Source organism: Tsukamurella conjunctivitidis, from assembly GCF_007858475.1.
In the GTDB taxonomy this organism is placed as follows: Bacteria; Actinomycetota; Actinomycetes; order Mycobacteriales; family Mycobacteriaceae; genus Tsukamurella; species Tsukamurella conjunctivitidis.
Window position 1 is genome coordinate 82,741 of record NZ_VIGX01000004.1, and the last position, 13,419, is coordinate 96,159.

At 70.9% G+C, this 13,419-nt stretch carries 14 protein-coding genes; 9 read left to right on the forward strand and 5 right to left on the reverse strand.

The features are described 5' to 3' along the window. Nucleotides 1-29 precede the first annotated feature (29 nt). Nucleotides 30-1,028 (forward strand): oxygenase MpaB family protein, encoded by a 999-nt coding sequence (locus FK530_RS09475; RefSeq protein ID WP_146486770.1) that lies wholly within the window; start codon nt 30-32, stop codon nt 1,026-1,028. Nucleotides 1,029-1,034: 6 nt separating this feature from the next. Here the strand turns inward: FK530_RS09475 and FK530_RS09480 are convergent, their stop codons facing one another. Beyond that, a complete protein-coding gene (locus FK530_RS09480; protein ID WP_205124190.1) occupies nt 1,035-1,820 on the reverse strand; it encodes an alpha/beta fold hydrolase in 786 nt (261 codons plus the stop codon). A gap of 79 nt (nt 1,821-1,899) precedes the next feature. Between FK530_RS09480 and FK530_RS09485 the strand changes: the two genes are divergently transcribed. Further along, complete coding sequence (locus tag FK530_RS09485; protein ID WP_146486772.1) at nt 1,900-2,295, forward strand: MerR family transcriptional regulator; 396 nt, start codon at nt 1,900-1,902, stop codon at nt 2,293-2,295. On the opposite strand, the gene FK530_RS09490 is transcribed toward FK530_RS09485, so the two are convergent. Next, nucleotides 2,259-2,870 carry a TetR/AcrR family transcriptional regulator gene (locus FK530_RS09490; RefSeq protein ID WP_146486773.1) on the reverse strand — a complete coding sequence of 204 codons (612 nt, stop codon included), beginning with the start codon at nt 2,868-2,870 and terminating at the stop codon, nt 2,259-2,261. The genes FK530_RS09485 and FK530_RS09490 overlap by 37 nt on opposite strands. Nucleotides 2,871-2,915: 45 nt before the next feature. After that, nucleotides 2,916-3,851 (reverse strand): type I pantothenate kinase, encoded by a 936-nt coding sequence (coaA, locus tag FK530_RS09495; RefSeq protein WP_146486774.1) that lies wholly within the window; start codon nt 3,849-3,851, stop codon nt 2,916-2,918. Between the two features lie 33 nt (nt 3,852-3,884). Here coaA and FK530_RS09500 point away from each other — a divergent pair, with 33 nt between their 5' ends. The 5 genes from FK530_RS09500 to FK530_RS09520 all read left to right on the forward strand — a co-directional run bounded on the left by FK530_RS09500 (nt 3,885) and on the right by FK530_RS09520 (nt 9,431). Next, nucleotides 3,885-5,096: a DUF885 domain-containing protein gene (locus FK530_RS09500; protein ID WP_146486775.1), complete on the forward strand. Its 1,212-nt coding sequence runs from the start codon at nt 3,885-3,887 to the stop codon at nt 5,094-5,096. Nucleotides 5,097-5,105: 9 nt separating this feature from the next. Continuing rightward, complete coding sequence (glyA, locus tag FK530_RS09505) at nt 5,106-6,404, forward strand: serine hydroxymethyltransferase (protein ID WP_146486776.1); 1,299 nt, start codon at nt 5,106-5,108, stop codon at nt 6,402-6,404. 65 nt (nt 6,405-6,469) lie between these two features. Continuing rightward, nucleotides 6,470-7,300 carry an acyl-ACP desaturase gene (locus FK530_RS09510; RefSeq protein ID WP_146486777.1) on the forward strand — a complete coding sequence of 277 codons (831 nt, stop codon included), beginning with the start codon at nt 6,470-6,472 and terminating at the stop codon, nt 7,298-7,300. 265 nt (nt 7,301-7,565) lie between these two features. Then, complete coding sequence (gene phoH2 / locus FK530_RS09515; RefSeq protein ID WP_146486778.1) at nt 7,566-8,873, forward strand: RNA 5'-3' helicase PhoH2; 1,308 nt, start codon at nt 7,566-7,568, stop codon at nt 8,871-8,873. A 63-nt stretch (nt 8,874-8,936) separates the two neighbouring features. Then, the gene (locus tag FK530_RS09520; protein WP_146486779.1) at nt 8,937-9,431 is read left to right on the forward strand and encodes a GNAT family N-acetyltransferase; all 495 of its coding nucleotides are present in this window, start codon (nt 8,937-8,939) and stop codon (nt 9,429-9,431) included. A 36-nt stretch (nt 9,432-9,467) separates the two neighbouring features. Here FK530_RS09520 and FK530_RS09525 read toward each other — a convergent pair whose 3' ends face one another. Next, nucleotides 9,468-10,646, reverse strand: coding sequence for a GNAT family N-acetyltransferase (locus tag FK530_RS09525; protein WP_231706568.1), 1,179 nt, complete (start codon nt 10,644-10,646; stop codon nt 9,468-9,470). 123 nt (nt 10,647-10,769) lie between these two features. Between FK530_RS09525 and FK530_RS09530 the strand changes: the two genes are divergently transcribed. Further along, entirely contained in the window at nt 10,770-11,120 is a 351-nt protein-coding gene (locus FK530_RS09530) for a PadR family transcriptional regulator (protein ID WP_146486780.1), read from the forward strand. Then, nucleotides 11,117-12,445 carry a permease prefix domain 1-containing protein gene (locus FK530_RS09535; RefSeq protein WP_146486781.1) on the forward strand — a complete coding sequence of 443 codons (1,329 nt, stop codon included), beginning with the start codon at nt 11,117-11,119 and terminating at the stop codon, nt 12,443-12,445. Before FK530_RS09530 ends, FK530_RS09535 begins: the two co-directional genes overlap by 4 nt. Here FK530_RS09535 and FK530_RS09540 read toward each other — a convergent pair. Next, entirely contained in the window at nt 12,438-13,370 is a 933-nt protein-coding gene (locus FK530_RS09540) for an AraC family transcriptional regulator (protein WP_231706569.1), read from the reverse strand. The two genes, FK530_RS09535 and FK530_RS09540, sit on opposite strands and share 8 nt — an antisense overlap. Between the last annotated feature and the right edge of the window lie 49 nt (nt 13,371-13,419).

The window sequence follows — 13,419 nt, forward strand, 5'->3', positions numbered from 1 at the left end:
CGACTAATAGTCGTATCAGGGAGGTTGGGATGACGGAACTCGCAGAGCGCACGTCGACGGTGGCGGTACCGGAGCGGTACGGCCCCGAATCACGATTCATCGATCCACTCGGGATCGGTGGCACCGTCGCGGGACAGTGGGCCTTCCTCCCCATCAACGGCGCCGCGTTCGTCATGCAGCTCATGCATCCCGTGATCGGCGACATCGTCGGAGAGTTCAGCGTCGCCTACACCGACCCGGTGGGCCGGGCGATCCGCTCGATGGACTCGGTGCAGCGCTGGTACTTCGGTGAGGATGCTGCGATCGAGGAGGGCTATCGGCTGCGCGCCCAGCACCAGCCGCTCCAGATGCGCAATGCGGAGGGTAAGCACATCAGCGCCCTGGACCCCGAGGCCTACGCCTGGGTGATCGGCACCGGCGTTCTGACCGGACTCGACTCGCTGCCGCGTTCGCTGGGCCGGCGCCTCACCCCGGCGGAGATCGACGAGTTGCTCGCCGAGTCCAAGAAGATCGCCGACATCGTCCAGGTGCCCGACGGGCGGATCCCGTGGGAGCTCGCCGCGTTCGAGCGGTACATCGACGACATGCTGCCGAAGCTGATCGCGCACCCCGGCGCGGTGCGATTCCTCGAGGATTTCGCGCACGGCAATCCGCCGCTGCCGCCCGAGGCGGGGCCGTTCCTGCGCGCCGTCGAGCCGCTGCTCAAGCCCGCCGGGATCACGGTCAACCGCGCCGTCTACCTGCTCACCGTCGGGGTGCTGCGGCCCGAGGTCCGCGAGATCCTCGGCGTGGGATGGAGCCGTCGCGAGGAGCTGGGCTACCGCGCGGCCACTGCGGCGATCCGCCACGCCTACAAGGTGATCCCCGAGCGCGTGGGCTACACCCCGCTCGCCTACTACGCCCGCGGCAAGGCCCGGGCGCTGCGCGCCATGAAGCAGCGCGACCTGCCGGACTTCACGGCCTTCCAGCGCGAGCGCACGCCGGAACAGCTCGCTCAGGCGCCCGCCGCGCGGTGCCCGTTCGGCTGAGTGCGACTACGACAGCAGGAACTGCCGCGCTGCGGCGGTGAAGGCCTGCGGCGCCTCGACGTTCGACAAGTGGGTGACGGGCAATGTGATCATCTGCGCGCTCGGCACCGTGCGGGCGATGAGTTCCCCGTGCTCTGGCAGGCACACGGCGTCGTGCTCGCCGACGACGACGAGTGTCGGGGCGGCGACCAGCGAGACTGTGCGCCGCATGTCGAAGTCGCGGACGGCTGCTAGACAGCCTGCGAGGCCCGCCCGGTTCATGCGCGTGATCGTGGTGCGGAACGGTCCGACAGTCCGCTCGTCGGTGAGCAGTTGCGCGGGGAACCAGTTCCGCAGAAACCGATCGGCGGTGTCTGATAGCTCCTCGCCGGAGAGCAGGCTCGCGATGCGGGCGTCCCACTGATTCGAGGGGCCCAGGTGAGCCGCAGTGTTTGCGAGAATCAGACGGCCGACGCGGTGAGGTTCGTGCACTGCGAGCCACTGGCCGACCATGCCTCCGAGGGAAAGTCCGCAGAAGTGTGCGTGGTCGATGCTCAGCAGGTCCAGCAGCTCGACGACATCCCTGCCGAGTCGCGCCATGGAGTAGGCGCCGACCGGTGCGTCGGACCCGCCGTGCCCGCGGGTGTCGTACCGCAGCACACGGAGGTCGTCGGTCAGCATGGGCACCGTCGGGTCCCACATCGCTGATGTCGTGGCGATCGAGTTCGACAGGACCAGTACTGGGGCGCCCTCCGGTCCGTCGAGGTGGTACTGGAGGCGCGTGCCGTCGCCGAGCGTGACGGTCGAGGTCATGAGGGATCCCATCGGTTGGTGGCGGGGTGGCCGACGTACCGTAGGACCTCACAGTGGTGTGAGATTCAAGGAGCGCAGGGTGAAGATCGGTGAACTCTCCCGGCGGACAGGTGTCAGTGTCCGGTCCCTGCGGTACTACGAGGAACAGGGACTACTGGCGCCGGACCGTACGGCCGGCGGCCATCGCGACTACCCGGAGGAGGCGGTCGACCGGGTGATCCTCGTACAGCAACTGTTCGCCGCGGGGCTGCACAGCCCGAGGATCGCACGGTTGCTTCCTTGCATGCGCGCTCCGGAGGGGGACCCCAACGAACGTGCCACCGCAGAACTCGCGGAACAGCTCATCGCGGAACGCAAGCGGATCGACGGTGCCATCACCGACCTCGTCCGATCTCGGACGCTCCTGGACGACATCATCGCCGGTGCCGTCGAGCCCGATCAGGAGACGATCGAGACCAATGCCGCTCGGGCGTAGGCACGGGCGGCGCCTTCGTCGGTGAGATCGAACGGCGGCGGTGAAACGGTGAAGCACGCCGTCGTCAGGCGGACGATCGCGTCGGCCCTGAATGCGGTATCGCCGGGAGCGGTGTTCCCCGCAGTCTGCTCCTGGGAGAGGATCGCGGAGACGAATCGCACGCCGTGTCCCACGGGATCGAGCCGGTCGTCGGCGAACAGTGCGGCGCGTTCTTCGGGTGAGGACGATGGGAGCATCGCGCGACCCGCGCGGCAGCACAACACGAAGACCTCCTGAACGCGCTCCGCGACGTCCTGGGTGCGCTCGATGACCTCCATGGTCTGCTCGAAGAGGTCGAGAAGTGACCAGGCCAGCGCGGCGGCAAGGATGTCGTCCTTGGAACCGAACCTGCGGAACAGGGTCATCCGGCTCATCCCCGCCTCCGCGGCGATCTTCTCCACCGTCGTGCGACGGGTGCCCCCGCGGCTGAGCACGCGCAGCGCTGCCCGGTAGACGTGCGCGTCGGCGTCGTCGACGTCCGTGCGCGCGCCGGCCTGCAGGAGGAGTTCGGGCAGCGAGGCTCCGGGGCGCGTCATGGGAACAGATCGTAGGCCGGGCCGAGCGCGGCCGGGAGCGGACCGTCAGAGCTTGCGCAGCCGGACCCGGTTGATCGAGTGGTCGGAGTCCTTGCGCAGCACCAGCGTCGCGCGCGGGCGGGTGGGCAGGATGTTCTGCACCAGGTTGGGGCGGTTGATGCCGGCCCAGATGCCCTCGGCGCGATCGCGCGCCTCGACGTCGGAGAGCCCAGCGTAGTGGTGGAAGTGCGAGGCCGGGTCCGCGAACGAGGTGGTCCGCATCGACAGGAATCGGTCGACGTACCAGCGCTCGATGTCCTCGATCCGCGCATCCACGTACACCGAGAAGTCGAACAGGTCCGAGACCATGAGCCGCGGCCCGGTCTGCAGCACGTTGAGCCCCTCGACGATGAGGATGTCGGGCCGGCGGACGTGGATGAACTCGCCCGGCACGATGTCGTAGAGCTGGTGCGAGTACATCGGCGCGGTCGCGTCCTCGGCCCCCGATTTCACCGTGGTCACGAAGCGCAGCAGCGCGCGGCGGTCGTACGACTCGGGGAAGCCCTTGCGGTGCATGATGCCCCGTCGCTCCAGCTCGGCCGTCGGGTGCAGGAAACCGTCCGTGGTCACCAGGTCCACCCGCGGGTGCGAGTCCCACCGCGCGAGCAGCGCTTGCAGCACGCGCGCCGTCGTCGACTTTCCGACCGCCACCGAGCCGGCCACGCCGATCACGAACGGCACCTGCGCGTCGTGGCGCTGCTCGCCGAGGAAGGTCGCGGTCGCCGCGTACAGGCGCTGCCGCGCAGCGACCTGGAGGTGGATCAGACGCGAAACGGGAAGGTAGACCTCGGCGACCTCGGCCAGGTCGATCTGCTCACCCAGGCCGCGGAGGTCGGACAGATCCTCCTCGGTCAGGGACAGGGGAGTGGACTGCCGGAGCTCGCGCCATTGAGCGCGGTCGAGCTCGATGTACGGGCTCGGTTCGCTCACCGGACGAGGCACCCCGCGTCAGACATGCCCTCTAGTCTGGCACGCATGGAGGAGACGAGCGTCACCGACCGTTACCTGCGACTCGGCCTGCGGTTCGACCGCATCGAATCCGGATTCGTGGACGCGTACTTCGGGGACCCCGCGCACCGTCGGGCCGTGGAGGCCGAGGACGCGCCGGACCCGGCCCGGCTCGCCGCCGAGGCGCGCGCCCTGCTGCGGGACGTCGAGGCCGATACCGGGCTCACGCCGCAGCGGCGCGAGTTCCTCGCGGGGCACGTCGCGGCGCTCGAGTGCTCCGCGCGGAAGTTCGACGGTGCGCCGATCGGTTTCGTCGACGAGGTCAAGGCCTACTTCGACGTGGACATCGCGATGGGGGAGACCGCCGACTACGAGGCGGCGCACGCCGCGCTCGACGAGCTCCTGCCCGGCTCCGGCCCGTTGCAGCCCCGCATGCAGGCGCAGCGCGAGAGGTTCCAGGTCCCCGCGGAGCGGGTGCCGGAGGTCGTCGACGCCCTCGCCGGGGCCCTGCGCGACGTCGTCCGCGGGCGGTACCCGCTGCCCGATGCGGAGACGGTGGCCTTCGAGATCGAGCACGACAAGCCCTGGTCGGGCTTCAACTACTACCTGGGCGACTACACCTCGCGGGTCGCGGTGAACGGCGACCTGCCCCAGTACCTGTCCTCGCTGCCGTCGCTCATCGCGCATGAGGCCTATCCCGGCCACCACACCGAGCACTGCCGCAAGGAGCAGTTGCTGGTCCGGGGCGAGCAGCAAACCGAACAGACGATCTTCCTGGTGAACACGCCGCAATGCCTCATGGCGGAGGGCCTGGCCGACCACGCGCTCGGCGCCGCGATCGGTCCCGGCTGGGGCCGCTGGGCGCAGGAGATCTACGCCGACCTCGGCCTGTCCTTCGACGGTGAGCTCGCGGAGCGGATGGCGGCGGCCTCGTCGGGCCTGCTGCACGTGCGGCAGGACGCGGCGCTGCTGCTGCACGACCGGCACGCGAGCGAGGACGATGTGGCCGCGTACCTGCAGCGCTGGGGCCTCATGGCCGAGCGCAGCGCGCGGCAGGCGCTCCGTTTCGTCGGCTCGCCGCTGTGGCGTGCGTACATCTCCACCTACGTCGAGGGGTACGCGCTGCTCGGCGATTGGCTCGATCGGGCCGACGCGGGTCCCGCGCGACTGGACCGGTTCGGACGGCTGCTCGACGAGCCCCTCACCCCGTCTGCGCTGCGGCGGGAGCTCGCGGCCTAGGATGAGCGCATGAGCGATTCCAGCGTGAACTCCGCGTCCCTGGCCGAACTCGATCCCGAGGTCGCGGCCGCCATGAACGGCGAGCTCGCGCGGCAGCGCGACACGCTGGAGATGATCGCCTCGGAGAACTTCGTGCCGCGCGCGGTGCTGCAGGCGCAGGGCTCCGTGCTCACCAACAAGTACGCCGAGGGCTACCCGGGGCGCCGCTACTACGGCGGCTGCGAGTACGTCGACGTGGTCGAGGACCTCGCGCGCAACCGGGCCAAGGAGCTGTTCGGCGCCGATTTCGCCAACGTCCAGCCGCACTCCGGCGCGCAGGCCAACGCCGCGGTGCTGCAGGCGCTGATGGAGCCGGGCGAGACGCTGATGGGCCTCGACCTCGCGCACGGCGGTCACCTCACGCACGGCATGCGCCTGAACTTCTCGGGCAAGCTCTACGAGAACGTCTTCTACGGCGTCTCCAAGGAGGACCACCGCGTCGACATGGACGAGGTGCGCAAGATCGCCCTCGACTCCAAGCCGAAGGTGATCGTCGCCGGCTGGTCCGCCTACCCGCGCCACCTCGACTTCGCCGCCTTCCGCTCCATCGCCGACGAGGTGGGCGCCCACCTGTGGGTCGACATGGCGCACTTCGCCGGTCTCGTCGCCGCGGGCCTGCACCCGAGCCCCGTCCCGCACGCCGACGTCGTGTCGAGCACCGTGCACAAGACCCTCGGCGGCCCCCGCTCCGGCATCATCCTGGCGAAGCAGGAATGGGCCAAGAAGCTCAACTCCGCCGTCTTCCCCGGCCAGCAGGGCGGCCCGCTCATGCACGTCATCGCCGCCAAGGCCGTCGCGCTCAAGGTCGCGGGCACGGAGGAGTTCCGCGAGAAGCAGCAGCGCACCCTCGACGGTGCGCGCATCCTCGCCGAGCGCCTGAACGGCAAGGACGTGGCCGACGCCGGCGTCACCGTGCTGACCGGCGGCACCGATGTGCACCTGGTCCTCGTCGACCTGCGCAACAGCGACCTCGACGGCCAGCAGGCCGAGGACCTCCTCCACGAGGTCGGCATCACCGTCAACCGCAACGCCGTGCCCTTCGACCCGCGCCCGCCGATGGTCACCTCCGGCCTGCGCATCGGGACCGCCGCGCTCGCCAGCCGCGGCTTCGGCGACAAGGAGTTCACCGAGGTCGCCGACATCATCGGTACCGCGCTCGCCCAGGGCAAGGCCGCCGACACCGCCGCGCTGCGCGCCCGGGTCTCGGCGCTCGCACTCGAGGTGCCGCTGTACGAGGGCCTCGAGGACTGGGGCCTGCTCTCGCGCTGACGCCATCGCGGGGGCCTCGTCACCGTGGTTTGAAGGCCGGGCAGCGCCTGCTTTAGAGTGTCCGGGTGACTTCCAGCACTTCAGAGGACGACCTGACGCTCGCCATCGACAAGGCGCTGCCGGACATCCGCGCCGCGTACGTCGAGGCCGGCGACGCCTGGCAGCCGCACGACTACATCCCGTGGGACGACGGCCGCAACTACGCCTTCCTCGGCGGCGAGGACTTCGTCCCCGCCGACGTCAAGGTCGACGCCGTGGTGAGCAACGGACTCGTCCTGGGTCTGTTGACCAAGGACCACCTGCCGTCCTTCCACCGCCTGCTGGCGCAGCACCACCTCATCGATTCGGACTGGGGCAAGTTCGTCGGCCACTGGACCGCCGAGGAGAACCGCCACGGCATCGCGCTGCGCGACCACGTCGTGGTCAGCCGCACCTGCGACGTCGAGCAGCTGGAGATGTGGCGCCTCGAGGCCGTCACCCGCGGCTACCGGCAGTACGAGGGCACCCGCGACGAGATCCACGTGGCCGAGCAGATCGCCATGGTGATCGTCCACGAGGCGCTCTCCGCGGACTACTTCGACCGCCTCGCCGACTACGCCGAGAAGGCCGAGGGCACGCCCGCCGGTCTCGTCACCACGCTGCGCAAGGTCGCGAACGACGACCGCGTGCAGCAGCAGTACTGGACCGAGCTGCTCACCGTCGCCCTCGATGTCAACGAGGGCCATGTCAAGGACGCCCTCCTCGGGCAGGCGCGTCTCGCCTCGCCCATCGGCGCCGAGACCGCGGACGGGCTCGACGAGGCCCGCCGGATCGTCACCGAGGCCGGCATCAGCTCGCCCGAGCGTGATCGCGAGATCCTCAACGGCCTGCTCGCGACCTGGGGTCTGGCCCTGTAACGACGGGTTCCCCGCCCGTAACGAAGTGTTCACGAACGCGCCGCGCAGCCTCCGAGCCGCGCGGCGCGTTCGGCGTTAGTTTGGCGGTGACGGATTGCGGGGAAGCAGTTCGTCCCGGGAGGTTCCAACCGTGACTAGACTCATCGTCGCGAGAGGGCCGGCCCCGGTCCTCGTCGTCGGGGCGTAGACCGCGCACCGAGACGTTTGGACCGGCCGGCCGCAGCTACACGCTTGCGTGGGCGCCGCGCAGGCTAGGAGCGTCACCGTGTCTTTCCGTGAGACCCCCCGCACGTACGTGCTCGACACCTCCGTCCTGCTGTCCGATCCCTGGGCCATCACCCGCTTCGCCGAGCACGACGTCGTGCTCCCGCTCGTGGTGATCAGCGAACTCGAGGGCAAGCGCCACCACGCCGAACTCGGCTGGTTCGCCCGCGAGTCCCTGCGCATGCTCGACGACCTGCGACTCGAGCACGGCCGACTCGACCAGCCGATCCCCACCCCGGGCGGGGGCACGGTCCAGGTGGAGCTCAACCACATCGATCCGACGGTGCTGCCGGTCGGTTTCCGGACGGAGACCAACGACTCCCGCATCCTCGCCTGCGCGCTGAACCTGCGCGCCGAGGGCCGCGATGTGGTCCTGGTGTCGAAGGACATCCCGCTGCGGGTCAAGGCGGGTGCCGTGGGGCTCGACGCCGACGAGTACCGCGCCCAGGACGTGGTGACCTCCGGGTGGACCGGCATGGAGGAACTCGAGGTGCCCCGCGAGGTGATCGATGCGCTGTTCGCGAACGGAGTGGTCGACCACGACGCGGCGCGCGACCTGCCGTGCAACACGGGCGTGCGGCTGCTGGGCGGCACGTCGAGCGCGCTGGGCCGGGTCACCGCGGAGAAGCAGGTGCAACTCGTGCGCGGCGATCGCGAGGCCTTCGGGCTGCACGGCCGCAGCGCCGAGCAGCGCGTCGCGCTGGACCTGCTGCTCGACGAGTCGGTCGGCATCGTCTCCCTCGGTGGCAAGGCGGGTACCGGCAAGTCGGCGCTGGCCCTCTGCGCCGGGCTCGAGGCGGTGCTGGAGAAGCGGACGCAGCGCAAGGTCGTCGTCTTCCGGCCGCTGTACGCCGTCGGCGGTCAGGACCTCGGTTACCTCCCGGGCTCCGAGAACGAGAAGATGGGGCCGTGGGCGCAGGCCGTCTACGACACCCTCGACGGTCTCGCCTCGCCCGAGGTGATGGACGAGGTGATGTCGCGCGGCATGCTCGAGGTGCTTCCGCTCACCCACATCCGCGGCCGCTCCCTGCACGACTCCTTCGTCATCGTCGACGAGGCGCAGTCGCTGGAGCGCAACGTCCTGCTCACGGTGCTCTCGCGCCTCGGCTCCGGTTCGCGGGTCGTGCTCACGCACGACGTCGCGCAGCGCGACAACCTGCGCGTCGGCCGGCACGACGGCGTGGCCGCGGTCATCGAGAAGCTCAAGGGCCACCCGCTGTTCGCGCACGTGACGCTCACCCGGTCCGAGCGCTCGCCCATCGCGGCGCTGGTGACCGAGATGCTGGAGGAGTTCGCCCCCGGCGCGTAGGCCTCGTAGTGTCGATGGTGCCGGGCCGCCCGGTCCGGCACCGTCGACACCCGGGAGAGGGACGTGCAGCAGCTCCGGCGAGCGAGGACCGGCGACCACGGCGCCCTGGTGCGGTGCGTGCAGCGCTGGTGGGGCGATTCGCGATCGCCCGAACAGTCGCGCGAGCTCTCGCTCCTGCTGCCCCGCCTGTTCCTGCAGCACTTCGCAGGCACGAGCCTGGTCCTCGAGGACGCGTCCGGGGTCCGGGCCTTCCTCGTGGGATTCGATTCCGCCGACCTGCCCGCGGAGTCGTACATCCATTTCGTCGGCGTGGATCCAGACCTCCGTGGTCAGGGCGTCGCGCGGCGTCTGTACACCGCCTTCTTCGAGCGCGCGGCGGGCGCCGGGCGAACCTCGGTCCGTGCGATCACGTCGCCGCAGAACCGGGGTTCGATCGCCTTCCACCGCGCCCTGGGCTTCGAGGTCGTGCCCGGCGATCACGAGATCGACGGGGTCCCTGTGCACGCCGACTACGACGGTCCGGGGCAGGACCGGGTGGCGTTCGTACGGCGACTCTGAGCCCCACCGCGACCCGGCGAGCCCCGTCGACGCCGCTCAGGACGCCGGGACCTCGGGCCGGGACGTGACGGGGCGCAGGAAGCAGCGCGCGGCGTCGAGGCGCCCGGCGTCGTAGCCGTCCCACTTCGCCTCCGGGACGTCCGTGTGGCCGACTTCCCGGAATCCCCGGCGGACGAAGAAGTCGGCGGCGCTGTCGCTGACGGTCACGGCGAAGACGTGCGTCAGTCCGCGGGCGCGGGCGAGCTCGAACAATCCGTCGATCAGCAGGCTTCCGGCGCCGAGCCCGGAGAACTCGGCGACGGTGATCAGGCCCGAGACCTCGGCGTAGCCGGTGCCGGCGTACCGGTCCACCTCGAGTCCGACCACACCGGCGAGGTGGCCCGTGCGGAGCACCCGGGCGCCGAGACCGCCGGCCGCCATCCTGGCGATCTCGGCGCGGCTGCGCGGCTTGAGGATCCCTTCCCGAACGCCCTGGGCGACCAGCGTTTCGACTCGGGCGAAGTCGTCGACTTGGAGCGGCGTCAGATGCAGGTACCGGCCGTGCGTGAGCACGGTGCCGCGCCCGTCGAAGGTGAGGAGCTCGTAATCGAGGTCCTCTGCGCGGCAGAGGTTCACGCTGTACGCGCCGCCGACGAGGGCCTCCTGCGCGGCGGGCGCGTAGTCGTCGAGTCCGCGCGCGGCCAAGTGGGCTGCGAGGCGCTCGCCGTGCAGGTCGATGTCGGCGTAACTGCGCGGCGGGGTGCCCCAACCGCCGCGCTGGTCGGTCAGCACCATCTTCGCCGCGCGGACGCTCGTCGACACGGCACCGGCGGTGTGCGCGAGGGCGGCGGGGTCCGCGCCGACGACGACGCGCTTCGCGTCGGTGACCGCGAGCCAGAGGTCGGCGACGAAGTCGTCGTTCCAGGTCGGCGGGCCGTCCACCGCTCGTCCGCCGAGGGAATCGGCGGTCACCGCGACGCGGTCGGCCGGAACGACGAAGACGAACCGGGTGTCGCCCGCGGTGAAGGCGTCGACCGTGCGACCGGCGGCCGCCAGTGTCGCGGTGTCGATCTGCGGGAGAGCGACGACGATCGTGGTCCCGCGGAACTCCTCGACGAAGAACTCGCGCTCCGGGAGCGGCACCCCTTCGCCGGTGGAGGGCTCGACAGCACTACGGCGCGCTGCGGGCAGTGTCGGCGGCGACTGCCGTGCGGCTACCTGAGGGACTTCGCTCACGTCTGCCCAGGTTACTGGACCTGGATGCCGGTCGTCGCGGCGTCCCGGCGGTGTCGCGCACCGTTGCCATACCTAGCACAGCAAGGTATACCTCTACCTAGTGGTTCTAGGTATGGAGGTCGGATGCACATCGACAAGGATCTGGTCGCCGCGTCGGCGACGCCGCTCGTGCTGAGCATCCTCAGCCGGGGCGACAGCTACGGCTACGCGATACTCACCCGCGTCCGCGAGCTCTCCGGCGGCCGGCTCGAGTGGTCCGACGGCATGCTGTACCCGCTGCTGCACCGCCTCGAGCGGCTCGGGCAGGTGCAGTCGCGGTGGGAGGTCGCCGAGACCGGCCGCAAGCGCAAGCACTACGCCATCACGCCCGCCGGGCGGGAGGCGCTCGCGGACCGTCGGGACCAGTGGCGGGTCGTCAGCGCCGCCCTGGACGGTCTCTGGTCCGACGGTGCCGCGCAGGCGGGTCTCGCATGACGGGCCCCGTCGACGCCCAGATCCGGCAGTGGCGCGGCTATCTGGAGGGCCGGCGCCGCATGCGGATCGACGAGGTCGACGAGCTCGAATCCCACCTGCGCGACACCATCGCGGACCTTGAGGCCCGCGGCCTCGACGGCGACGAGTCCTTCCTCGTCGCGGTCAAACGCATGGGCGCCGCCGACGCGGTGGCCCGCGAGTTCGCGCGTGAGCACTCCGACCGGCTGTGGAAACAGCTGGTGCTGGGGGCCTCCGAGGACTCGACCGCGCGGCGCGGTGAGCTGCCCGTGGTGCTCGCCCTGGGGGCCGGCGCGGGGCTGGCGCTGCTGGCGGTGCTGCACCTACTGGGCGAAGCGGCGCCGCGGTTCGTCGGCTTCGCGGTCGCGCCCTTCCTGGTCGCCTACTTCGCGTGGAAGCGGGCGATGCCGGTGCGCGCAGCGGCGGGGGTGCTGGCCGGTTTCGGGGTGATGGCGGCTCTGCTCGCGGCGTACCGGTTCGCCCCCGGCGGCGCGACCGAGGTCCTCGCCGTCGTGGCCGCGCCCGTGGCGCTCTGGTTCGGCGTCGGGGTGGCGTACACGGGAGGGGCGTGGCGTTCGGCGCCGCGCCGGATGGATTTCGTGCGGTTCACCGGCGAGTTCGTGATCTACTTCCTGCTCATCGCCCTGGGCGGCGGCGCGATCACCGGCCTGACGATCTCGGCGCTCGGCGCGGTCGGGCTGAACGCGGAGGTGCCGATCACCGAGTGGGTGCTCCCGGTCTGCATCGGCGGCGCGGTACTGGTGGCCGCGTGGCTCGTCGAGGCCAAGCAGGAGGTGATCGAGAACATCGCGCCCGTACTGACCCGCATCTTCACGCCCATCACGCTGCTGATGCTCGTGGTGGTGCTGGGGGCCTTCGCCTCGCGACCCGGGCTGATCGGGGTGGACCGCGACCTGCTCGTGCTGATGACGGTGGTGCTCGTGCTCGTCGTCGGGCTGCTGCTGTACGCCGTCTCGGCCCGCGACCCGCGGCGGCGGCCGGACGTCTTCGACCGGTTGCAGGTGGCGCTCGTGATCGCGGCGATCGTCGTGGACCTGGTGGTGCTGATCGCGATGATCACCCGGACCGCCGAGTTCGGCACCTCGCCGAACAAGGCAGCGGTGCTCGGGCTGAATCTGATCCTGTTGGTGATCCTGGTCGGCGCCGCCCACCTCGGTTTCGGTTTCGTGCGGGGGCGCCGGGACTTCGTCGCCGTCGAGCGCTGGCAGACGAGCACGCTCCCCGCGTACGCCGCGTGGGCAACGGTCGTCGCGCTGGCCTTCCCGCCGCTCTTCGGATTCAGCTGATCGCGGCCTTCTCGCGGGCGCGGTACCGCGACGGGCTGACGCCGCGGTGCCGTGTGAAGGCCGCGCTCAGCGCGAACCCGGAGCCGTAGCCGACGCGCCGGGCGATCGCATCGAGGCCGTCGTCGGACGAGGTCAGGGCGTCGGCGGCGAGGGTCAGTCGCCACAGCGTGAGGTAGCGGCCGGGCGGCTCGCCGACCCCGTCGCGGAACCGGGCCGCGAGGCTCGCGCGGGAGACGTGCAACTCCGCGGCGAGCGCGTCGACGGTCCACGGCCGCTCGGGCGACTCGTGGATGAGGTCGAGCGCGCCGGCCACCACCTCGTCGACGGTGCCCGACAGCCACCCCGTGTCGGCGGTGCGCGCCGCCGCCCGGATCGCGGCGCACACCACCACATCGAGCAGGCGGTCGATGACGACGCTGTGCCCGGGCCGCGGATCCGCGAGCTCGCGGCGCAGCAGTCCCAGGAGCGCCTCGTCGACCTCGCCGGGCGGCAGCACCGTGAACTCGGGCAGCTGCTCGACGAGGTGCCGGCCCACCTGGGAGGCCGAGGCGTACGTGCCGACGAGCAGCTGGTCGGGGCCGTCGTCGTGGTTGCCCCAGGTGAGCAGGCCACGATGCGTGGTCGAGCGCATCGACTCGGTGAGCGGGGTGCACGTTCCGCCCGGCCCGATGCGGACCGTCGGGGCGTGCTCCGGATCGTCGGCCACCCGGTAGCGCGGGCCGTGGGCGACGAGGGCGACGGCGCCCGTCTCCAGGCGGATACGCTCGGCGCCGCCGACGAGCCGGGCCGCGCCGCGGTCGACCGCGATCACGGTGAGGGGCGCGCCGTCGTCGACGTCCACCGACCACGGGGCCGCCATCGACAGGCGGAGGGAGAACAGGCCCTGCGCGCGCAGGCCGGACACCATCCGGAACAGCGGGTCCATGCCGTCAGATTAGACGAATGCGTATGGAATCAGGGGAATCAACCATGGA